19 protein-coding genes are annotated in these 21,666 nt (G+C 72.0%); 10 read left to right on the top strand and 9 right to left on the bottom strand.

What is annotated here, in order from left to right:
- Positions 1-45 precede the first annotated feature (45 nt).
- A complete protein-coding gene (locus ACZ5UI_RS02205; RefSeq protein ID WP_464193771.1) occupies positions 46-1,371 on the top strand; it encodes a glutamine synthetase family protein in 1,326 nt (441 codons plus the stop codon).
- Positions 1,368-2,075: a FadR/GntR family transcriptional regulator gene (locus tag ACZ5UI_RS02200; protein WP_464193769.1), complete on the top strand. Its 708-nt coding sequence runs from the start codon at positions 1,368-1,370 to the stop codon at positions 2,073-2,075. The genes ACZ5UI_RS02205 and ACZ5UI_RS02200 overlap by 4 nt, the downstream gene beginning before the upstream one ends.
- 65 nt (positions 2,076-2,140) lie before the next feature.
- Here the strand turns inward: ACZ5UI_RS02200 and ACZ5UI_RS02195 are convergent, their stop codons facing one another.
- Entirely contained in the window at positions 2,141-3,517 is a 1,377-nt protein-coding gene (locus ACZ5UI_RS02195) for a choice-of-anchor Q domain-containing protein (RefSeq protein ID WP_464193767.1), read from the bottom strand.
- A gap of 157 nt (positions 3,518-3,674) precedes the next feature.
- Here ACZ5UI_RS02195 and ACZ5UI_RS02190 point away from each other — a divergent pair, with 157 nt between their 5' ends.
- From ACZ5UI_RS02190 to ACZ5UI_RS02175, 4 genes are all read left to right on the top strand, one after another.
- Positions 3,675-5,246, top strand: a complete 1,572-nt coding sequence (locus tag ACZ5UI_RS02190) for an amino acid permease (RefSeq protein WP_464193765.1) — start codon at positions 3,675-3,677, stop codon at positions 5,244-5,246.
- On the top strand, positions 5,246-6,619 hold the full coding sequence (locus ACZ5UI_RS02185) for an aldehyde dehydrogenase family protein (RefSeq protein ID WP_464193763.1): 1,374 nt from the start codon (positions 5,246-5,248) through the stop codon (positions 6,617-6,619). The genes ACZ5UI_RS02190 and ACZ5UI_RS02185 overlap by 1 nt, the downstream gene beginning before the upstream one ends.
- Positions 6,616-7,356, top strand: a complete 741-nt coding sequence (locus ACZ5UI_RS02180) for a 3-oxoacyl-ACP reductase (RefSeq protein WP_464193761.1) — start codon at positions 6,616-6,618, stop codon at positions 7,354-7,356. Before ACZ5UI_RS02185 ends, ACZ5UI_RS02180 begins: the two co-directional genes overlap by 4 nt.
- Positions 7,357-7,419: 63 nt before the next feature.
- The gene (locus tag ACZ5UI_RS02175; protein ID WP_464193759.1) at positions 7,420-8,205 is read left to right on the top strand and encodes an aspartate/glutamate racemase family protein; all 786 of its coding nucleotides are present in this window, start codon (positions 7,420-7,422) and stop codon (positions 8,203-8,205) included.
- Positions 8,206-8,209: 4 nt separating this feature from the next.
- Here the strand turns inward: ACZ5UI_RS02175 and ACZ5UI_RS02170 are convergent, their stop codons facing one another.
- From ACZ5UI_RS02170 to ACZ5UI_RS02145, 6 genes are read right to left on the bottom strand one after another with little or no spacing between them, the layout of a single operon-like run.
- Positions 8,210-9,028 (bottom strand): DUF2127 domain-containing protein, encoded by an 819-nt coding sequence (locus ACZ5UI_RS02170; protein WP_464193757.1) that lies wholly within the window; start codon positions 9,026-9,028, stop codon positions 8,210-8,212.
- Positions 9,025-10,167 (bottom strand): PP2C family protein-serine/threonine phosphatase, encoded by a 1,143-nt coding sequence (locus ACZ5UI_RS02165; protein ID WP_464193755.1) that lies wholly within the window; start codon positions 10,165-10,167, stop codon positions 9,025-9,027. Before ACZ5UI_RS02165 ends, ACZ5UI_RS02170 begins: the two co-directional genes overlap by 4 nt.
- Positions 10,167-10,964: an alpha/beta fold hydrolase gene (locus tag ACZ5UI_RS02160; RefSeq protein WP_464193753.1), complete on the bottom strand. Its 798-nt coding sequence runs from the start codon at positions 10,962-10,964 to the stop codon at positions 10,167-10,169. Before ACZ5UI_RS02160 ends, ACZ5UI_RS02165 begins: the two co-directional genes overlap by 1 nt.
- Complete coding sequence (locus ACZ5UI_RS02155; RefSeq protein ID WP_464197741.1) at positions 10,961-11,299, bottom strand: STAS domain-containing protein; 339 nt, start codon at positions 11,297-11,299, stop codon at positions 10,961-10,963. Before ACZ5UI_RS02155 ends, ACZ5UI_RS02160 begins: the two co-directional genes overlap by 4 nt.
- Positions 11,300-11,353: 54 nt before the next feature.
- Positions 11,354-12,568 (bottom strand): threonine ammonia-lyase, encoded by a 1,215-nt coding sequence (ilvA, locus tag ACZ5UI_RS02150; RefSeq protein ID WP_464193751.1) that lies wholly within the window; start codon positions 12,566-12,568, stop codon positions 11,354-11,356.
- Positions 12,565-12,957 carry a Rid family detoxifying hydrolase gene (locus tag ACZ5UI_RS02145; RefSeq protein ID WP_464193749.1) on the bottom strand — a complete coding sequence of 131 codons (393 nt, stop codon included), beginning with the start codon at positions 12,955-12,957 and terminating at the stop codon, positions 12,565-12,567. Before ACZ5UI_RS02145 ends, ilvA begins: the two co-directional genes overlap by 4 nt.
- Positions 12,958-12,983: 26 nt before the next feature.
- On the opposite strand from ACZ5UI_RS02145, the gene ACZ5UI_RS02140 reads away from it, so the two are divergent.
- A complete protein-coding gene (locus tag ACZ5UI_RS02140; RefSeq protein ID WP_464193747.1) occupies positions 12,984-14,936 on the top strand; it encodes a thioredoxin domain-containing protein in 1,953 nt (650 codons plus the stop codon).
- A 13-nt stretch (positions 14,937-14,949) separates the two neighbouring features.
- Positions 14,950-17,334: an MMPL family transporter gene (locus tag ACZ5UI_RS02135; RefSeq protein ID WP_464193745.1), complete on the top strand. Its 2,385-nt coding sequence runs from the start codon at positions 14,950-14,952 to the stop codon at positions 17,332-17,334.
- Here ACZ5UI_RS02135 and ACZ5UI_RS02130 read toward each other — a convergent pair.
- Positions 17,294-18,637 (bottom strand): glutamine synthetase family protein, encoded by a 1,344-nt coding sequence (locus ACZ5UI_RS02130; RefSeq protein ID WP_464193743.1) that lies wholly within the window; start codon positions 18,635-18,637, stop codon positions 17,294-17,296. The two genes, ACZ5UI_RS02135 and ACZ5UI_RS02130, sit on opposite strands and share 41 nt — an antisense overlap.
- Before the next feature lie 81 nt (positions 18,638-18,718).
- On the bottom strand, positions 18,719-19,432 hold the full coding sequence (locus tag ACZ5UI_RS02125) for a GntR family transcriptional regulator (RefSeq protein ID WP_464193741.1): 714 nt from the start codon (positions 19,430-19,432) through the stop codon (positions 18,719-18,721).
- A gap of 93 nt (positions 19,433-19,525) precedes the next feature.
- Here ACZ5UI_RS02125 and ACZ5UI_RS02120 point away from each other — a divergent pair, with 93 nt between their 5' ends.
- Together ACZ5UI_RS02120 and ACZ5UI_RS02115 are read left to right on the top strand one after the other, a co-directional pair.
- Positions 19,526-20,653: a thiamine pyrophosphate-dependent dehydrogenase E1 component subunit alpha gene (locus ACZ5UI_RS02120; RefSeq protein ID WP_464193739.1), complete on the top strand. Its 1,128-nt coding sequence runs from the start codon at positions 19,526-19,528 to the stop codon at positions 20,651-20,653.
- 4 nt (positions 20,654-20,657) lie between these two features.
- Complete coding sequence (locus ACZ5UI_RS02115; protein WP_464193737.1) at positions 20,658-21,665, top strand: alpha-ketoacid dehydrogenase subunit beta; 1,008 nt, start codon at positions 20,658-20,660, stop codon at positions 21,663-21,665.
- The last annotated feature ends 1 nt before the right edge of the window (position 21,666 follow it).

Genomic DNA, 21,666 nt, shown 5'->3' with positions numbered 1-21,666 from the left:
ATGTGTCCTGGAAGTGAAGGTCTGACCGCGATACCTTCCCGCGGCATGACCCTGGAGGAGCTGCGCGCAGCGGTCGACGCCGGAACGGTCGACACGGTCCTGCTCGCCATCACGGACATGCAGGGCCGGCTGCAGGGCAAGCGCCTGCACGCGCGGTTCTTCGTCGACGAGGTCGCCGACCACGGCGCCGAAGGCTGCAACTACCTGCTGGCCGTCGACGTCGACATGGCCACCGTCGAGGGCTTCGCGATGGCGTCGTGGGAGCGCGGCTACGGCGACTTCGTGATGCGACCCGACCTGGCCACGCTGCGGCCCGTGCCCTGGCAGGAGGCGACCGTCGTGTGCCTGGCCGACGTCGAGTGGGCCGACGGCTCGCCCGTCGTCGCCTCGCCCCGCCAGGTCCTGCGCGCCCAGCTCGAGCGGCTGGCCGAGCGCGGCTGGACGGCCAACGCGGGCACCGAGCTGGAGTTCATCGTCTTCCGCGACACCTACGAGGACGCCTGGAAGAAGGGCTACCGCGACCTCGATCCGGCCAACCTCTACAACGTCGACTACTCGCTGCTGGGCACCGCGCGGATCGAGCCGCTGATCCGCCGCATCCGCAACGACATGTACGCCGCGGGCATGGCCGTCGAGGACTCCAAGGGCGAGTGCAACCTCGGCCAGCACGAGATCAACTTCCACTACGACACCGCGCTGGCCAGCGCCGACGCACACGCGATCTACAAGAACGGGGCCAAGGAGATCGCCGCGCAGGAGGGCATGGCGATCACGTTCATGGCCAAGTGGGACGAGCGCGAGGGCAACTCGTGCCACATCCACTTCTCGCTGGCCGACGCCGACGGACCGCTGTTCTCCCGCGACCAGGGCCTGTTCGACGCGTTCCTGGCCGGGCAGCTGGCCTGCCTGCGCGAGCTGACGCTGCTGCTGGCCCCCAACGTGAACTCCTACAAGCGCTTCGCCGCGGGCTCCTTCGCCCCGACCGCCGTGGCCTGGGGCCACGACAACCGCACGTGCTCGCTGCGCGTGGTCGGCCACGGGCCGGGGATGCGCTTCGAGAACCGGGCCGGCGGCGCCGACCTGAACCCGTACATGGCGCTGAGCGCGTTGATCGCCGCGGGCCTGCACGGCGTCGACGCGGGCCTGGAGCTGGAGCCCGCGCTGGAGGGCAACGCCTACACGGCCGACAAGCCGCGCGTGCCCACCACGCTGCGCGAGGCCCGCGACCTGTTCGCCGCGTCCGCCGTGGCCCGCGCGGCGCTGGGCGACGAGGTCGTCGACCACTACGTCAACGCCGCCGACGTCGAGCTGGCCGCCTTCGAGAGCGCCGTGACCGACTGGGAGCGCTATCGGGGGTTCGAGCGATTGTGAGCCTGGACTCCGGCGAGGCCGTCTTCGCGCCGGTCCGCTCGCAGACCGCGTTCGAGGAGACCGTCGATCGCCTGGGCACGGCGATCAAGCTCGGGCTGCTGCAGCCCGGCACGCAGCTGCCGCCCGAGCGGGAGCTGTGCGCGATGCTCGGCATCGCCCGCTCGACCTTGCGTCAGGCGCTGACCGCGCTGGCCCAGAGCGGGCACCTGCACGCCCAGCGCGGGCGCGGTGGCGGCACGTTCGTGGCCGACCGTCCGCCGCTGACCGAGCCGCCGACGCCCGAGGAGCTGGCCCAGTGGCGCGACGTGTGCGACTGGCGCCTGTCGGTCGAGCTCGGCGTCGCCGTGCTGGCCGCCGAGCGGGCCACACGCGAGGAGGTCGACGCGCTGGCCGAGGTCGTCGAGGAGATCGACGACCTGATCGACGACTTCCCGGCCTACCGCCGGGCCGACGTGCGCTTCCACATCGGGATGGCCGAGGCCAGCCGCAGCCCGCGCCTGATCGTGGCCATGACCGAGGCGCAGAGCGCGATGACCGACCTGATCGCGCACATCGCCCACCCGCCCGAGGTGCTCGACTGGGCCAACGACCAGCACCGCCGGCTGGTGGGCGCGCTCCGGGCGCACGACGCGGACGCCGCGGCGCGCCTGGTCAGCGAGCACCTGCACGGCACCGAGCACGTGCTCGCCGGCCTGCTCCCCTGACCGCGGCCGAGTGGCACATTCCCGCCGCTCAGCGGCGGGAATGTGCCACTCGGCGGGTGGGAGGGCTAACCCAAGCGCTTGGTGACCGTGGTCACGCCGGTGCCCGCCGGGCCGATCGCGGTGACCTTCACGCGGTAGCGCCCGTCGCGCAGGCGCATGTGGGCGATCAGCGAGCGGCGCACCGGACCGGCCCCGCGCCGCTTGGCTCGCACGGTGGTGACCGTGCGCCAGCGCCGGCCGGCCTGGCGCGCGATCACGATCTTCACGCGGGCGGTGGCCGACACGCGCACGGCGACCGTGCTGCGCCCCAGCCGCACCGCGGTGATGCGCATGCGCTGGCTGGCCGCGGCGCTGGGCGTCGTCACGCCCGGGATCGGCTCGGTCGACGGCGGCACGCTGCCGCCCGCGGGCACCGGGACGGTGACCACCGGCGCGTCGGCCACCGCGCCCCCGCCGCCTCCGCTCGCGCCCGGGAACGCGACGACGTGCTCGTAGGCGCCGATGTCGGTGGCCCGCCCGGTCAGCCGCGAGTGCCCGGCCACGTCGAGGGCACCGGCGTCGGGCTCCACCCGCCCGGCGTCGATCGTCGGCGAGTCGGGCGCCTGGCGCAGGTCGCCGGCCCCGAAGTCGACGAAGCGCGGCTCGCGCCCGGCCCGCTGGTTGGTGGCGCCGGCGATGATCGAACCGCCCGTGGTGGCGCTGGCGGTGGCGAAGTTCGACGCGAGCACGCTGACGGTCACCGGGGCGGCGCCGGGGCACGAGTTGCTCGCCTCGACGTCGCGCCCGGAGGTGCGCACGATCGAGTTGACGATCCGCAGCGCGGCCGGCGTGCCGAAGCACGAGCTGGCGAACACGCCCCGCGCGTTGGTGCCGTTGAGGATCAACGTCGAGCCGATGATGCGCCCGCCGCCGGGCGCGGAGGCGATCCCGCCCGGGTTCAGGCCGGTGACCCGCATGACGGTGTTGCGCACGAGCGAGCCGCCGCCCAGCGCGATGCCGGTGGGGCCGCTGCCGATCGCGGAGATGGCCACGCGGTCGAGCAGGTCGTTGGCTCCCAGCAGGGCGACGAGCGGCTGCCCCATCAGCGCGGAGCTCTTGATGATCAGGTCGCTGAAGGTGATGTTCGCGCCGGTGATCGAGAAGGCGCGGCCGGGTCCGGTGGAGACGATCGTGGCGGGCTGACCGGGCGCCGGTCCGTGCACCACCATGCCCTCGGCCGTGGCGTCGATGCCCGACAGGACGTTGTAGGTGCCCGGCCCGAGCCGGACCTCGTCGCCGGGACGCGCGTAGCGGATCGCGTACTCCAGGCCGCACGGCTCCTCGACCGGGCAGGCGTCGAAGCGCACCGCACCGTCGGGGATCGCGTAGCGCACCTCGGCGCTGGCCCCGGCGGGCACGGCGAGCAGCAGCACTACGAGCGGAAGCAGCAGGCGTCGGACCATGCCGAGCATCGTCCGCCCGCCCGTTGTGGACCGCATCGTGGAGCCACCACGAACCTTTGGGACCGCGAGTCGGTTGACGGCTGTCCGTCCCGGGGCATAGATTCGCGTTCGAAGGACGGACCATCGGACCTTTAGCCCTGGGGAGGGTTTCCACACGATGAGCACAGTCACCGAACCACCGGTGAATCGCGACGAGCAACGGCTCGCCGAGATGGGCTACGAGCAGAGCCTGAAGCGCGCCTGGGGCGGGTTCTCGAACTTCGCCATCTCGTTCACGATCATCTCGGTCCTGGCCGGCTGCTTCACGACCTACGGCCAGGCCTGGAACAACGGCGGCCCGATCGCCATCTCCTGGGGTTGGCCGATCATCTCGTGCTTCATCCTGATCATCGCCTTCTGCATGGCCGAGCTGGTGTCGGCCTACCCGACGTCGGGCGGCATCTACTGGTGGGCCAGCGAGCTCGGCGGCGCCGCCTGGGGCTGGTTCACCGGCTGGTTCAACCTGATCGGCCTGATCGCCGTCGTGGCCTCCGTGGACTACGCCGGCGCGACGTTCCTCAACGTCGTCTTCAGCCTCTACTCGGTCGACCTGGGCTTCATCAACTTCGCCGACGGCGCGCACGTGCTGACCGAGACGTTCGTGCTGTTCTTCCTCGTGCTGACGCTGCACGCGCTGCTGAACATCTTCAGCTCGCCGCTGGTGGCGCTGTTCAACACGATCTCCGTGTGGTGGCACGTGCTCGGCGTCGCGGTGATCGTGGCGATCCTGGTGATCGTGCCCGACACGCACCAGTCGGCCAACTTCGTGTTCACCGACCGGATCAACAACTCCGGCTTCAGCATGTCGATGTACTGGTTCTACATCCTGCCCGTGGGCGGCCTGCTGACGATGTACACGATCACCGGCTATGACGCCTCGGCGCACGTCTCCGAGGAGACCCACAACGCCGCCGAGGTGGCGCCCAAGGGCGTGTGGCGGTCGGTCTTCTACTCGGCCGTGATCGGCTGGATCGTGCTGCTGGCCATCACCTTCGCGGCCACCGACGTGCCCGCCATCAACGACGCCGCCGGCTTCTCGCCGACGATCTTCGAGACGGCGCTGGGCGGCGGGTGGGCCAAGACGGTGATCATCATCTCGACGATCGGCCAGCTGTTCTGCGGCATGGCCTGCCTGACCAGCTGCTCGCGCATGATGTACGCGTTCTCGCGCGACGGCGCGGTGCCCGGCCACCGGTTGTGGACCAGGCTCAACCACCACCGCGTGCCCGCCTACTCGGTGCTGGCCTCGGCCGTGGCGGCGCTGATCATCACGCTGCCGGCGCTGAAGGGCTTCTCCGGCGGCATCCCGGTGGCCTTCTTCGCCGTCGTGTCGATCGCCGTGATCGGGCTGTACATCGCCTACGCGATCCCGATCTTCCTGCGCTGGCGCATGGGCGACACGTTCAAGCCCGGTCCCTGGACGCTGGGGAACAAGTACAAGTGGATGTGCCCGGTGGCGGTCGCCTGGGTGGCGCTGTGCACCGTGGTGTTCAGCCTGCCGATCACACCGACGGCCGTGTGGTGGAGCAGCGACTTCGACTGGGCGTCGGCCAACTACGCGCCGCTCGTCGTCGGCCTGGTCGTGCTGCTGGTCACGGTCTCCTGGTTCGGCGGCGTGCGCAACACGTTCACCGGCCCGCGCAAGACGATCAAGATGGAGGGCGACGGCCTGGCCGTCTCTGGCGATTGATGACGGTGACGGAATTGCAGGTGATCGAGCCCGCGACGGAGCGGGTGCTGGAAGAGGTGACACGCGGCGGCGTCGAGGAGGTCGACGCCGCCGTGGCCGCCGCGCGCGCCGCTTATCCGGCGTGGCGCGCGGTGGCGCCGGGCGATCGCGCCCGGCTGCTGGGCCGCGTCGCCGGGGTGGTCGAGGAGCATCTGGAGGAGCTGGCGCGTCTGGAGGCGCGCAACGCGGGCAAGCCGATCGGTGACGCCCGCGGTGAGATGGGCATGGTGGCCGAGGTGTTCCGCTACTACGCGGGCGCCCCGGAGCGGCCGATCGGCGACACCATCGAGGTCGCGGGCGGTCTGGGGATGACCGTCCGCGAGCCGCTGGGCGTGGTGGGGCTGATCACGCCATGGAACTTCCCGCTGGTGATCGCCGCCTGGAAGATGGGGCCGGCGCTGGCCGCCGGCAACACGGTGGTGCTCAAGCCCGCCGAGCTGACGCCGCTGACGGCGTTGCGCTTCGCCGAGCTGGCGTTGGAGGCCGGCCTGCCCGAGGGCGTGCTCAACGTCGTCGTCGGGCCCGGCTCGACCTGCGGGGCGCGGCTGGTCGAGCATCCCGACGTGGCCAAGATCGCCTTCACCGGCTCGACCGAGGTGGGCCGGACGATCGCTGCGGGGGCGGCGGCGACGATCAAGCGCGTGACGCTCGAGCTGGGCGGGAAGTCGGCCAACGTCGTGTTCGCCGACGCCGACCTGGAGGCGGCCGCCGCGGCCGCGCCGATGGCCGTCTTCGGCAACGCCGGCCAGGACTGCTGCGCGCGCTCGCGCATCCTGGTGGAGCGCAGCGCGCTGGACCGCTTCATGGAGGCCTTCGAGGCGGCGGTCGAGGCGATCGTGGTCGGCGACCCGCTCGACGAGGCCACGCAGATGGGCCCGCTGATCTCCGCCGCGCACCGCGACCAGGTGGCGTCGTTCGTGCCCGCCGACGCACCGGTGGCCATCCGCGGCTCGGTCCCCGACGGCCCGGGCTACTGGTTCGCGCCCACCGTGCTCTGCCCGGTCGGTCCCGACGACCGCGCGGTGCGCGAGGAGATCTTCGGCCCGGTGGCCACGGTCATCCCGTTCCGCGACGAGGCCGAGGCGATCGCCCTGGCCAACGACACGATCTACGGCCTGTCGGGCTCGATCTGGTCGCGCGACGGCGGCCGCGCGCTGCGCGTGGCCCGGGCGATCGACACCGGCGTGCTGTCGATCAACTCCAACTCCTCGGTGCGGGTGACGACGCCGTTCGGCGGCTTCAAGCAGTCCGGCTACGGGCGCGAGCTCGGGCCGCACGCGCTGGACGCCTACACCGAGGTCAAGACCATCTACTACGCGACAGGGCAGGCATGAGACTGCAGGACAAGGTGTGCCTCGTGACGGGGGCATCGGGCGGGATCGGCGCGGCGACGGTGGCGCGCTTCCAGGCCGAGGGGGCCAAGGTCGTGGGCGTCGATCTGAGCGAGGACGCCCCGGGCGACCTGTCGCTGCAGGTCGACGTGACGCACGAGGGCCAGGTCGCCGACATGTTCGACCGGGCCGTCGAGGCGTTCGGGCGCCTGGACGTGGTGTTCAACAACGCGGGCATCTCCCCCGACGACGACGGCTCGGTGATCGAGACCACGCTGGAGGCGTGGGAGCGCGTCCAGATGGTCAACCTGCGCAGCGTCTTCCTGTGCTGCAAGTACGGGATCCCCAAGCTGCTGGAGAGCGGCGGCGGCTCGGTCATCAACACCGCGTCGTTCGTCGCCGTGATGGGCGCGGCCACCTCGCAGATCTCCTACACGGCGTCCAAGGGCGGCGTGCTGGCCATGTCGCGCGAGCTGGGCGTCGAGTTCGCCCGCCAGGGCGTGCGCGTCAACGCCCTGTGCCCCGGGCCCGTCGACACGCCGCTGCTGCGCGAGCTGTTCGCCAAGGATCCCGAGCGCGCCGCCCGTCGCCTGGTCCACATCCCGATGGGCCGCTTCGGCGACGCCACGGAGATCGCCAACGCGGCGCTGTTCCTGGCCTCCGACGAGTCGTCGTTCGTGACCGCGTCGACGTTCCTGGTCGACGGCGGCATCTCGGGGGCCTACGTCACCCCCGAGTAGCGCGAAATGCGCTTCAATGGTCATTGTCTGACTTAGACCCTTTGGCCTTGGAGCGAAAAGCGAATGCGACGCGTGCTGGTGCTGTGCCCCTCCACCCACGAGCGGGCCGACGCGATCGGCGAGATCACGCGGTCCCAGATGGGGCAGGTCCGGATGGCGCCGGACATCCAGTTCGACATCCGGCCGGTGAAGATGGCCCCGGTCCACTGGGACAGCGAGCACGACCTGATGCTGGCCGACATCGGCGCGATCGAGGCGGGCCTGACGGCCGAGGCCGAGGGCTACGACGCGGTCGTCATCGAGACGATGAGCGACTCGGGCCTGGACGTGCTGCGCTCGGTGCTGGACATCCCGGTGATCGGGCCCGGCCGCTTCGCCTACATGCTCGCGCTGACGCTGGGCAGCCGGTTCGCCGTGGTGACCATGACGCTGGAGCAGAAGCTGCTCTACACGCGCAAGCTGCAGCAGTACGGCATCGCCGACCGCTGCGTGTCGGTGCGCGGGATCATGGAGGGCGACGAGATCGACTACTCGGGCGCGTTCGATGGCGACGAGAAGCAGGCGATCTACTTCCCGCGCCTGGTGCAGCAGGCGATGGCGGCGATCGAGGAGGACGGCGCCGACGTGATCGTGCTGGGCTCGACGAACATGTTCAAGGCCGCGCCGTACATGGCCGAGCGCCTGCCGGTGCCCCTGATCAACCCGGCCGCGCTGATGTACAAGGCCACCGAGCTGATGCTGGACCTGGGGCTGACGCACAGCCGCCGGGCCTACGACAAGGCCCGCACGCCGCAGCCCGACCTGTGGACGGCGATGGTCGACGGCGGGGCGCCGGCCCGAGCCCGCTGACCGCTTAGGCGGGAGCTGTGCGGCGCAGCGCGTCCCAGCCCGCGTCGGCGTTGCGCGCGGCCTCCTCGGCCGCCGCGCCGCCCCGCAGGCCGAACAGCCGCTTGGCGTACAGCAGGTAGACGACCACCGCGATGTTGATGACCATCGTGAGGACCTTCAGCACCGAGAAGCGCTCGCTGAGCTCGTAGACCTCCAGCGGCAGCAGCGAGGCGGTGACGATCAGCGTCAGGTACTCGGCCCAGCGCTTGCCCCACCACAGGCCGAACGCCTCGATCAGCTCGACGACCGCGTAGACCGACAGCGCGATCCCGATCTTCGTCAGCGTCCCGCTGTTGAGGCTGAACAGGTGGCGGATGTCGTGGACGAGGCCGTGGTCGGAGTCGACGGGGCCGCCGAACGTGCCCTGCAGGTCCGACAGCGCGCGCAGCACGTGGTCGCGCAGCTGGGCCTGGTGGTCGACGAACAGGAACACCGCGATGGCCAGCACGGCGAGCACGACGAAGTGGAACGCGCGGTCGATGGCGATCGCGCGCAGCACGATCCGGTCGCGCAGCGCCCGGCCACGCCGGGGCACCACCACCTCGTCCTCGCCCGGGACGAAGTCGCGCGTGGGCGCCTCGGGCGCCGGGAGCGCAAGCCAGCTGTCGCAGCGCACGCACCGATACCAGCGCGTGCCGGCCGCGTCCTCGCGCACGACGACGCGGTCCTGCTCGCGCACGGTGCGCGCGTCGGTGCCGATCAGCTCGTGGCCGGTGACGCCGCAGGCCAGCAGCTCCCAGTGGAAGCGCGGGACGAACCGCCGCGGCTGGGTCCGCTCGCTCACCCGGCGAGCTCGCGGCGCAGCGCCAGCAGGCAGACGTCATCGGGCAGCCGGCGCCCGGCCAGCATCTGCCGCAGGATCGCCGGCGCCAGCGCCGAGGGCGTCCGGCCGGCCTGCGCGGCCAGGTAGGCGGTCAGGCGATCCAGCCCCGTCTGCAGCGGCTCGTCGCGACGCTCGAACAGCCCGTCGGTGTAGAGCAGGACCGTGGCGCCCCGGGCCAGCGCGACCGTCGCCTCGAGCCGGCGCTGGTCGGGCGGCTGGGCGCCCAGCGGCGTCGAGCGGCCCTCCCACAGCAGGCGCGCGTCGCCGGCCGGCTCCAGCAGGACGGGCGGCGGATGCCCGGCGCAGGCGTAGCGCAGCGTGCCCGCCGTCAGGTCGAACTCGGCCAGCACGATCGTGGCCATGTCGCCGACCTCGTGCAGCGCGCGGTAGTCGTCCAGCGCCTCCAGCACCGCGGCGGGCCCCAGGCCGGTGCCGGCCAGCGCGCGCAGGGCGCTGCGCAGCTGGCCCATCGTCGTCGCGGCGCCCAGGCCGCGCCCGACGACGTCGCCGACGACCAGCGCGACGCGCTCCCCGGGCTGCGTCCAGAACGCGTCGTACCAGTCGCCGCCGACCTCCAGGTGCGTCTCGGCCGGCTCGTAGGCCACCTCCAGCAGGAACGCCGGATCGCTGGGCGGCGTGCCGCCCAGGAGGCTGCGCTGCAGCTCCAGCGCGACCTCCTGCTCGCGCCGCGCCGTGGCCAGCAGCTCCTGCTCGTAGCGTCGCCGGTCGGAGGCCTCGAACAGGATCGTGCGGATCCGGGCCGGCTCGCCGTCCGCGTCGCGCTCGAGGACCGAGTTGACCAGCACCGGCAGCCGGGTCCCGTCGGCGCTGACGATCTCCAGCGCGATCTCGCGCACCCAGTCCTGCATGCGCAGCAGCGGCGCGTAGTGCGTCTCGTGATACAGCCGGCCGCCGCCGGTCAGCAGGTCCTGGAACCGGCGGCCCACCAGCGCGCCGCGCTCGACGGCCAGCCAGGTCTCCAGCGTCTGGTTGGCCCGCACGATCGTGCCGTCGGGGGCGCAGGTCAGGTAGCCGCAGGGCGCGCGCTCGAAGAGCTCCTCGCCGGACTCCAGGCTCGCCCCGCCGGGCTCGGCGGCCATCAACCCGTCAGGAAGCCGCGGATCGCGGCGACCGTCGCCTCCGGCGCGCTGAGATTCGGGCAGTGGCCCGTGGCGTCGAGCACCACCATCTCCGCGTCGGGCAGATGCTCCGCCACGTACTCGCCGACGGCCATCGGGGCGATCGCGTCGTCGCGGCACTGGAGCACGAGCGCCGGCACGCTGACGTTGGGCAGGTCGGCGCGGTTGTCCGACAGGAACGTCACGCGCGCGAAGCGGCGGGCGATGTCCGGGTCGGCGGCGCAGAAGCTGTTGGCCAGCTCGTCGCCCAGCTCGGGGCGATCCGGGTTGCCCATGATCACCGGCGCCATCGTGCTCGACCAGCCCAGGTAGTTGCTGTCCATCGAGTCCAGCAGCTCCTCGATGTCGCGCTGCTCGAAGCCGCCGACGTAGTCGCCGTCGTCGATGAACCGCGGCGACGGGCTGACCAGCACGAGCCGGTCGAAGCGCTCGGGCTCGCGGGCGACGGCCAGCGCCCCGATCATCGAGCTGACCGAGTGACCCACGAACACGACGTCGTGCAGGTCCAGCTCGCGGCAGATGTCGAGCACGTCGTCGGCGTAGCCGTCCAGCGTGGCGTGACGGGCGCGGTCGTAGGCGGCGGGGTCCGCGTTGCCCATGCCGACGTGGTCGAACAGGACGATGCGATGGTCCTCGGCGAAGGCCGGCCACACGTAGCGCCACATGTTCTGGTCGCAGCCGAAGCCGTGCGCGAACACCATCGGCGGCGCGTCGACCGCGCCGTGGACGACGACGTTGTGGCGGCGCAGCGCGCTCACGCCGCCGCCTCCCGCGGGAGCACGCCGAGCATGCCGGTCAGGCGCAGCAGCTGGGCCACGCTCTCGCCGAACTCGTCGCGCACGGCAAGGTCGCCGGGCGTATGGGCCGACTCGCGCATCAGCGTGTTCAGCGCACGGGCGCCGGAAGAGTCCATGAACGTCAAGCCTGCCAGATCGACGAGCACCGAGCCCGTCCGCAGGCACTCCATCACGCGGGCGACGAACTCCGGCGCGCCAACCAGATCCAGCTCGCCCGACAGCGACACCAGCGTGCGCCCGTCCGACAGCGCGCCCTCGTGCATCGCGAGCGGCGGCTGATCCGGCCACTGCTTCATCGGCGCCACTTCGTCACCCTATCCGCCGATGCGCGTTCCCACACGGCCGTCTTGCTAGCGCATCACGCGCGCTTCGTAGCCGTCGTCGGCGATCGCCGCCAGGACGCGGTCGGCGTGGGCCGGCCCGCGGGTCTCCAGCACCAGCTGCACGGCGGTCTCGCGCACGTGCAGGTCGATGCCCTCGCGCACGTGCTCGACCTCGACGAGGTTGGCCCCCTCGCGGGCGATGCGCTCCAGCAGCGCCGCCAGCGCGCCGGGGCGGTCGGGCACCTTGGTCAGCAGCGCGATGCGCCGCCCGACCTCGGTCTCGTGGCGGCGGGCGACGGAGGCCAACAGCCCGGCGTCGACGTTGCCGCCGCTGAGCACGACCACGGTCGAGCCCGTCCGCGCGGGCTGGATCGTCCCGTCCAGCAGCGCGGCGACGCCGACGGCACCGGCGCCCTCGACCACGAGCTTGGCCTTCTCCATGAGCAGGACCATCGCCTCGGCCACGTCGTCCTCGTCGACCAGCTCGATCGCGTCGATCACGTCGCGCATCAGCGAGAGGGTCAGCTCGCCGGGGCGCTTGACCGCGATGCCGTCGGCGATCGTGATGTCGGGCGGCTGCAGGTGGACGGGATGGCCGGCGGCCAGCGACGCGCGCGCGGCCGGATAGGTCGACACCTGCACCCCGACGATCTCCACGTCGGGCCGCGCGGCCTTGATGGCCAGGCCGACGCCCGCGGCGAGCCCGCCGCCGCCGATCGGCACGATCACCTTGGCCAGGTCGGGCACGTCCTCCAGCAGCTCGAGGCCGAGCGTGCCCTGGCCGGCGATCACGTCGGGGTCCTCGAACGGGTGCACGAACACCTCACCGCGCTCGGCCGCCCGCTCCTGGGCCAGCGCGAAGCAGTCGTCGACGCCGTCGCCGTGCAGGATCACGTGAGCGCCGAGCGCCTCGGCCCCCTCCACCTTGGCCACCGGCGCACCGATGGGCATCACGACCTCGCAGGGCACGCCGCGGGCCCGCGCGGCGGCGGCCAGCGCCTGGGCGTGGTTGCCCGCGCTGGCGCACACGACGCCGTTGCGGCACGCGTCCCCCAGCGCGGCCAGCTTGTTCAGCGCGCCGCGGATCTTGAACGAGCCGGTGCGCTGCAGCGACTCGGCCTTCAGCACGATCGCCCCGCCGGTCAGCTCGCTCAGCGTCTGCGAGGACAGCACCGGCGTGCGCCGGGCCACATCGGCGATCGCTGACCGTGCCGCAAGGACCCGGTCGGCGTCGACGCTCATCCCGACAGCGCGACGACGGCGGCGACCTCGACCTGCGCCCCCTTGGGCAGCGCGGCGACGCCGATCGCCACCCGAGCGGGCGGGTCGGACTCGAAGAACGTGCCGTACACCTCGTTGACCTCGGCGAAAGCGGCCATGTCGGTCAGGTAGACGGTCACCTGGACCGCGTCGGCCAGCTGCGCGCCGGCGGCGGCGACCACCGCGGACAGGTTCTCCAGACATTTGCGCGCCTGGTCGGCGGGCGTGTCGCCGACCAGCTCGCCGGAGGCGGGATCGAGCGGAATCTGGCCCGAGCAGAACAGCAGGCCGTTGCTCTTGACGGCATGCGAGTAGGGGCCGATCGCGGCGGGGGCGTCCAGGGCGGTGACGGTCTCGCGGTGTGAGGGCATTCGGCGAGGGAAGTTACCGTGGCGGGATGGCCAACGCGCTCGCGCACGAGACCTCGCCGTACCTGCTCCAGCATCGCGACAACCCGGTCGACTGGCGGCCGTGGGGCGAGGAGGCGCTGGCGGCCGCGCGCGAGCTCGACCGGCCGCTGCTGGTGTCGATCGGCTACTCGGCCTGCCACTGGTGCCACGTGATGGAGCGTGAGTCCTTCGAGGACGCCGAGGTCGCGGCGCTGATGAACGAGCGCTTCGTGTGCGTGAAGGTCGACCGCGAGGAGCGCCCGGACGTCGACGCGGTGTGCATGGAGGCGGTGCAGGCGATGACCGGGCACGGCGGCTGGCCGCTGAACTGCTTCCTCACGCCCGAGCAGGTGCCCTTCTTCGGCGGCACCTACTTCCCGCCCCGGCCGGCCATGAACCAGCCGTCCTGGACGCAGATCCTGCTGGCCGTGGCCGACGCGTGGACCGACCGGCGCGAGGCGATCCGCGAGCAGGCGGCGGTGCTGCGCGAGCGCCTCTCGCATTCGGCGGCGCTGCAGCCGTCGGCCGCGGCGCTGAACCCGGTGCAGCTCGACGCCGCGGTGGCGCGCCTGCGCGAGACCTACGAGCCGCGCTTCGGGGGCTGGGGCGGCGCGCCCAAGTTCCCGGCCGCGTCGGCGATCGACTTCCTGCTCGGCCAGGGCGAGACCGAGATGTCCGTCCACACGCTGCGGATGATGGCCACCGGCGGCCTGCACGACGTGGTCGGCGGTGGCTTCGCGCGCTACTCCGTCGACGCCACCTGGACGGTCCCGCACTTCGAGAAGATGCTCTACGACAACGCGCTGCTGGCCCGGGCCTACCTGCACGGCTGGCAGATGGTCGGCGACGAGCTGCTGCGGCGCACCTGCGAGGACACGCTGGACTGGGCGCTGCGCGAGCTGCGCGCGCCCGACGGCGGGTTCTGGTCGGCGCTGGACGCCGACTCCGAGGGCGTCGAGGGCAAGTTCTACGTGTGGACGCTGGCCGAGCTGCGCGCCGTGCTGGGCGACGACGCCGAGGCGGCGATCGCCTGGTTCGGGGCCTCCGAGCGCGGCAACTTCGACGGGCTCAACGTGCTCGAGGCGCGCGGGCCCGAGCCCGATCCGGCCACCCGGGACCGCGTGCGGACCGCGCTGCTGCGGGTCCGCTCGGCGCGCGTCTGGCCGGCGCTGGACGACAAGCAGCTGACCTCCTGGAACGCGCTGCTGATCAGCGCCCTGGCCGACGCCGGGGCGGTGCTGGGCCGCGCGGACTACCTCGACGCCGCGCGCGCCGCGGCGCGCTACCTGCTGGACGCGCACCGCGCACCGGACGGCCGCGTGCTGCGCACCCCGCGCCTGGCCGGGCACCTCGAGGACCACGCGTTCCTGGTCGAGGCGCTGGTCGGCCTGTACGAGGCGACCTGGGAGCCGCAGTGGCTGCACGCCGCCCGCGAGGTGGCCGACGCGCTGCTGGCCGCCCACTTCTCCGACCCGGTCAACGGCGGCTTCTTCTCGACCTCCGACGACCACCCGACGCTGGTCGCCCGCCGCAAGGACCTCGAGGACTCGCCGATCCCGTCGGGCTCGTCGGCGGCCGCGCTGGGCCTGCTGCGCCTGCACGCGCTGACCGGCGACGCGCGCTACGAGGAGCACGCGCTGTCGACGATCCGCCTGGTCCACGAGATCGCGCCGCGCCATCCGTCGGCCTTCGGCCACCTGCTGCAGGCGCTGGCCTGGGCGATCGGCCCGGCGCGCGAGGTGGCGATCGTCGGCCCCGATCCCGGCCCGCTGGTGGCCGAGGTCCACGCCACCTACCGTCCGCGCGTGGTCCTGGCCGGCGGCAGCGGTCCCGACGCGCGCGTGCCGCTGCTGGAGGGCCGCGAGCCGGTCGACGGGCGGACCGCCGCCTACGTGTGCGAGCGCTTCGCCTGCCAGCTGCCCGTCACCGACCCGGGAGCATTGGCCGCCCAGCTGCAATAGGTTCGTCCTCGGCGTGGGACTTCTGGCCAAGATCACCACCGGGCGGCGATCGAAGTGGATCGTCTTCTTCGCGTGGATCGCCGTGCTCGTGGTGATGTTGGCGGCCAACCTGCCGGGCCGCTTCGCCGACGCCGAGCAGAACGAGTCGCGCTCGTTCCTGCCCGGCAGCGCCGAGTCGACCAAGGCCCTGGACGTGACCGAGTCGCTGGCCGGCGCCGAGACCGCCCCGACGGTCGTCGTCTTCCACCGCGACGGCGGGCTGACCGACGCCGATCGCCGCCTGATCGATCGGGACGTCGCGCGCCTGAACGCGACGACGAAGCAGTTCCCCAACACCACGCCCTTCGGCAACCCGACCGACCCGCGCGGCTCACCGCCCTACCTGCTCGCGCCCGACGGCGCCACGGCGCTGACCGGCAACGTGATCAAGGCCGACGGGTCCGGCGACAGCGCCCAGATCATCGATCCCGTCGACCGCTACCGCGAGCTGGTCAGCGACCCGGGCGGCGGCCTGGAGGTCAAGGTCACCGGCCCGGCCGGCATCTCGGCCGACGCGATCAAGGTCTTCGAGGGCATCAACGGGACGCTCGTCGGCGCCGCGCTGCTGCTGGTCATCAGCCTGCTCATCCTGATCTACCGCAGCCCGGTCTTCTGGTTCTTCCCGATCCTGGCCGTCGTCGTGGCCGAGCTGGGCGCGCGCGGCTTCGGCTGGGCGCTGACCGAGGTGGGCGTGACGGTCAACGGCCAGAGCTCGGCGATCCTGTCGATCCTGGTCATCGGGGCGGGGACCGACTACGCGTTGCTGCTCGTCGCCCGCTACCGCGAGGAGCTGCGCCGCCATCAGGACAAGCACGAGGCGATGGCGCTGGCCCTGCGCCGCGCCGGCCCGGCCATCTTCGCCTCCGGCCTGACCGTGATGGCCACGCTGCTGTCGCTGACGCTGGCCAAGGTCAACGGCACCGCGGGCCTGGGCCCCGTGGGCGCGATGGGCGTCGGCGTGGCGCTGCTGGTCATGCTGACGTTCCTGCCGGCGCTGCTGACGATCGCCGGTCGCCGTCCGTTCTGGCCGTTCGTGCCCTACGGACCCGAGGGCCGCGACGCGCCCGACCACCGGCCGATGCGCGTGCCCGGCCTGGCCGCGGTCGTCGACCGGCTCGGTCCCGGCGTCACCACGTTCGTGATCGTCGGCGTGCTGGCCGCGCTGGCCTTCGCCGCCGCCGCGCCGGTCACCGGGCTGATCGTGCTGGCCGTGGTGGCGGTGCTGACCCTGCTGTTCGTCGGCCCCTACCGGCGGCTGCGGTCCGGGGCCCTGGGCCGGTTCGAGGCGCGGATGCACGCGCGCGAGCACGCCGTCGACGAGACCCACGGCGTGTGGCGGCGCGTGGGCGACTTCGTCGCGCGGCACCCGGGCCGGGTCGGCACCGTCGGCGTCCTGGCGCTGATCGTCATGGCCCTGGGGCTGTTGAACTTCTCCACGGGGCTGACGCAGAGCAACCAGTTCCGCGACAGCGTCGAGTCGATCGAGGGCCAGCAGCTGATCGCGCAGTCCTTCCCGCCCGGGCAGTCGGCGCCCAGCGACATCGTCGTGTTCGACTCGGCCGACGTCGCCCCGGCGGTCCAGGCCGCCCGCGACGTCCCCGGCGTGGCGGAGGTGCCGGCACGGCCGGTGGCCCGCGGCGAGGCGGGCATCCAGCTGGCCGCCTACCTGGACGCCGACCCCTACTCCCAGCAGGCGTTCGACATCGTGCCCCAGCTGCGCGACGCGGTGCGCGCGGTGGCGCCCGACGCGCTGGTCGGCGGCCCCAGCGCGGTCGAGTACGACCTGCGCCAGGCCTCCGGCGACGACACGCGGCTGCTGATCCCGATCGCGCTGGTGATCGTGCTGCTGATCCTCGGCGTGCTGCTGCGCTCGATCGTCGCGCCGGTCCTGCTCGTCGTGACCGTCGTGCTGTCGTTCCTGGCCGCCCTGGGCGTCGGCGCCGTCGTCTTCGACGTGCTCTTCGGCTTCCCCGGCAGCGACCCGTCGCTGCCGCTGTTCGCCTTCATCTTCCTCGTCGCGCTGGGCGTCGACTACAACATCTTCCTGATGGCCCGGGTGCGCGAGGAGGCGCTCCAGCACGGCACCCGCGACGGGATGCTGCGCGGGCTGGCGGTGACCGGCGGCGTGATCACCTCGGCGGGCGTCGTCCTGGCCGGCACGTTCGCCGTGCTGGGCGTGCTGCCGCTCACGTTCCTGACCGAGATCGGCTTCGTGATCGCCTTCGGGGTGCTGCTCGACACCTTCGTCGTGCGGTCGATCCTCGTGCCCGCGCTGGTCTTCCTCGTCGGGCCGAGGATCTGGTGGCCGTCGCGCCTGGCTACAGAACCGGCAGGTAGCGATCGAGCTCCCACTGCGTGACCTGCACGCGGTAGTCGTCCCACTCCTGGCGCTTGATCTCGATGAACCGGTTGAACATGTGCTCGCCCAGCGTGCGCAGCACGAGCTCGGACTCGGCGGTGATCTCGATCGCCTCGCCCAGCGTCTCGGGCAGCTGCTCGATCCCCAGGCGCTTACGGTCGTCGGGCGCCAGGTGGTAGAGGTTCTTCTCCATCGGCTCGGGCAGCTCGTAGCCCTTCTCGATGCCCTCCAGGCCGGCCTGCAGCAGCGCCGCGAAGGTCAGGTACGGGTTGCACGCCGGATCGGGGCAGCGCAGCTCCATGCGGGTCGAGTTCTCGTGCCCGGGGTGGTAGAGCGGCACGCGCACGAGCGCTGAGCGGTTGCGCCGCGACCAGGCCACGTAGACGGGCGCCTCGTAGCCGGGCACCAGGCGCTTGTAGGAGTTGACCCACTGGGCGAAGATCGACGACAGCTCGCGCGCGTGGCGCAGCTGGCCGGCGATGAACGCCTTGCCCGCATCCGACAGGAAGTACTGGTCGTCGGGGTCGTAGAAGGCGTTGCGCCCACCGGTGAACAGCGACTGGTGGGTGTGCATGCCCGACCCGTTCTCGCCGAACAGCGGCTTGGGCATGAAGGTCGCGTGCCAGCCGTACTTCATCGCGATCTCCTTGACCGTGATGCGGTACGTCATGCAGTCGTCGGCCATCTTCAGCGCCGGGGCGTAGCGCATGTCGACCTCGTGCTGCGAGGGGCCGACCTCGTGATGGGAGTACTCGACGTGGATGCCCAGCTGCTCCAGCGCGAGCACCGTCTCGCGGCGCACGTCGGAGCCGGCGTCCAGCGTGGTCAGGTCGAAGTAGCCGCCCTCGTCGAGCACCTTGGTGGACTTGTTGTCCTCGAACAGGAAGTACTCCAGCTCGGGGCCGACGTTGAAGACGTCGTAGCCCATGCCCTCCATCCGCTGCAGCGCGCGGCGCAGCACCTGGCGCGGGTCGCCCTCGTAGGGGACGCGCTCGGGCGTGTGGATGTCGCAGAAGACGCGGGCCACGCCCTGCTCCTCCGGGCGCCAGGGCAGGATCGCGAACGTGCTCGGGTCCGGCATGGCGACCATGTCGGACTCTTCGATCGCGTTGAAGCCGGTGATCGAGGAGCCGTCGAAGCCCATCCCGTTGCCGAAGGCGTCGTCGAGCTCTTCGGTGTTGATCGAGAACGACTTGAGCTGGCCGAGGATGTCGGTGAACCACAGGCGGATGAAGCGCAGGTCGTGCTCCTCCACCAGGGCCTTGACGTCGTCGACGGTCTTGGGCTGGGGGTCTTCGGACATGGCGGGCGGGAGCCTAATCGACGCGCGGGCTGCCTGACTGGACGGGTCGCCGGAAGCGGGTTGGACCGTCAGTCGTGGCGGTCAGCGATCGAGCGGCTGGGCCGCGACCGCCAGGGCCATCTGCAGGGCGCCGGTCTCGTAGGCGGCGTCGGCCATGCCCAGCACGTCGAACGCGGTGTGCGCCAGGTGGTTGGCCAGGCGCGACGCGGCCAGGTCGGTCTCGCCGGCCCGGCAGGCCTCGAGGATCTCGCGGTGCTCGGCGGCGGCCGCGTCGAAGCCGTAGGAGGTGCCCTCCAGGTAGACGCGCCGGTAGCGCCCGGCGTGGTCGCCCAGCTGGTCGAGCAGCTCGACGACGCGGCGGCCGGCGTGCTGGACCAGGCGGCGGTGGAAGTCGGTGTGGGGGCGCTCCCAGGCCTCGACGTCGTGCGTGGAGGCGTAGTGGTCCATCTGCGCCAGGTCGCCATGCATCGTGGCGATGTCCTCGCTGGTCAGCCGGGGGATGGTCAGGCGGATGGCCAGCGCCTGCAAGGGCAGGAACGTGACGTAGAGCTCCTCGAGGTCGCGCGCGGAGAACGCGGTGACGCGGTAGGAGCGGTTCGGGCTGGCCTCGAGCAGCCCCTCGCGCTGGAGCAGGCGGAAGGCCTCGCGCAGGGGCGTGCGGCTGACGCCGAGCTGCTCGGCCAGCGGCACCTGCTGCAGCTCCTCACCGGGGGCGAACTCGCCGCGCAGGATCGAGCCGCGCAGTCGGTCGTGGACCAGGTCCACGTTCTGCCGGTCCGGGCTCGTCTTCTCCATGGATCCACATCATCCAACATTTCGGTTGTATCCACCAGCAGCCGTGGATACAATGTGTGCCACGTCACGCACCCGGAGAGAGGCCGACACCTCATGGCGACCACCCGCCGACGCACGACCACCGCCCGTTCCAGCCGCCGTCCAGAAGCCGTTCCGGCGCTTCCCGCGCACGTATCGGAGCCGCTCGACCTGCGCCACGCCCTGGCCCAGATGACGCTGATCCGGCTGTTCGAGCAGGAGGCCGAGCGTCAGTACAAGCGGGCGCGCATCGGTGGGTACTGCCACCTGGCCATCGGCCAGGAGGCCGCCAACGTCGGCTCGGTCGCCGCGCTCAAGCCGGCCGACAAGCTGCTCTCCTCCTACCGCTCGCACGGCTTCGCGCTGGCCCGCGGCGTCCCGCCCACGACCGTGATGGCCGAGCTGTTCGGCCGCGAGGACGGCTGTGCCGCCGGCCGCGGCGGCTCGATGCACCTGCTCGATCCCGACTACGGCTACTTCGGCGGCTGGGGCATCGTCGCCGGGCAGCTGCCGATCGCCACGGGCATGGCGCTGGCCGGCGTCAAGCGCGGCGAGGAGATGGCCGTCATGTGCGAGCTCGGCGACGGCGCCGTGAACATGGGCGCCTGGCACGAGTCGCTGAACCTGGCCGCGATCTGGAACCTGCCGGTCGTCTTCGCCGTCTTCAACAACGGCTACGGCATGGGCACCACCGTCGAGCAGTCCAACGCCGAGCCCGAGATCTACAAGCGCGCATCGGCCTTCCGCATGCACGGCGAGCGCGTCGACGGGCAGGACGTCGAGGCGGTCTACGAGGCCACCGACGCGCTCATGACCCGGGCCCGCGAGGAGCGCAAGCCCGCGGTGCTGGAGGTCATGACCTACCGCCTGCGCGGCCACTCGGTCGCCGACGCCGGCACGGCCTACCGCACCAAGGAGGAGATCGCCGAGTGGGCCGACAAGCGCGACCCGATCGCGCTGGTCACCGAGAAGCTCGTGGCCGAGGGCATCACCACCGAGGAGCTCGACGCGATCACCGCCGAGGCGCAGCAGACGGTCGACGAGGCCGTCGCCTTCGCCGAGGCCTCCCCCATGCCGGACCCGTCCACGCTGGCCGAGTTCGTCTACGGCGACCCGCAGACGGGCGAGCAGTTCTCGCGCATGCGGCCGGGCTCGCCGGCCGGCGAGGCCGCCGTGATCGACCTGCTCGCCGCGGCGGTCTAGGGCCATGGGAGCCGACACGGTGCCGGGCATCGAGACGATGACCTACCGCGAGGCGTTGCGCCTGGCCATGCGCGAGGAGCTCGAGCGCGACGAGACGGTCTTCCTGATGGGCGAGGAGATCGGCGTCTTCCAGGGCTCCTACAAGGTGACCGCGGGGCTGTTCGACGACTTCGGGCCCGAGCGGGTGATGGAGACGCCGATCTCGGAAGAGGGCTTCGTCGGCGCCGCGGTCGGCGCGGCCATGTCGGGCCTGCGCCCGGTCGCCGAGATCATGACCCTGAACTTCATCGTCGTGGCCATGGACCAGATCATCAACCACGCCGCGAAGGTCCGCTACATGTTCGGCGGCAAGGTCGGCTGTCCGCTGGTCATCCGCACGCCCAACGGCGCGGGCAACCAGCTGACGGCCCAGCACTCGCAGTCGTTCGAGGGCTGGTTCGCCAACGTGCCGGGCCTGAAGGTCGTCGCGCCCGCGACGCCCGCCGACGCGCGCGGCCTGCTGAAGGCGGCGATCCGCGACGACGACCCGATCCTGGTCGTCGAGAACCTGCAGCTGTACAAGACCAAGGGCGAGGTCGACACGTCCGTCGACGGCGTGGTGGAGATCGGCAAGGCGCACATCGCTCGCCAGGGCACCGACCTGACGATGGTCGCCCACTCCTTCGCCGTCACCCGCTGCCTGCACGTCGCCGACAGGCTGCAGGCCGATCTGGGAATCTCCGCGGAGGTGATCGACCTGCGCTCGCTGCGACCGCTGGACATGGAGACCGTGGCCACCTCGGTGGCCAAGACGAACCGCGCCCTGTGCGTCGAGGAGGGCTGGGCGTCCTACGGCGTCACCGCCGAGGTCGCCTCGCGCATCTCGCTGGCCTGCTTCGACGACCTGGACGCGCCGGTCGGCCGGGTGGGCATGGCCGAGGTGCCGATGCCCTACGCGAAGTCGCTGGAAGACGCCGCTCTGCCCCACGAGGACAAGATCCTCGCCGCCGCCCGGGAGGTCTGTGGTGCCTGAA

This window comes from Conexibacter sp. JCM 18997 (assembly GCF_055391915.1).
Note: the sequence above shows the minus strand (reverse complement) of the source record. Positions and strands in the feature narration are given on the sequence as shown.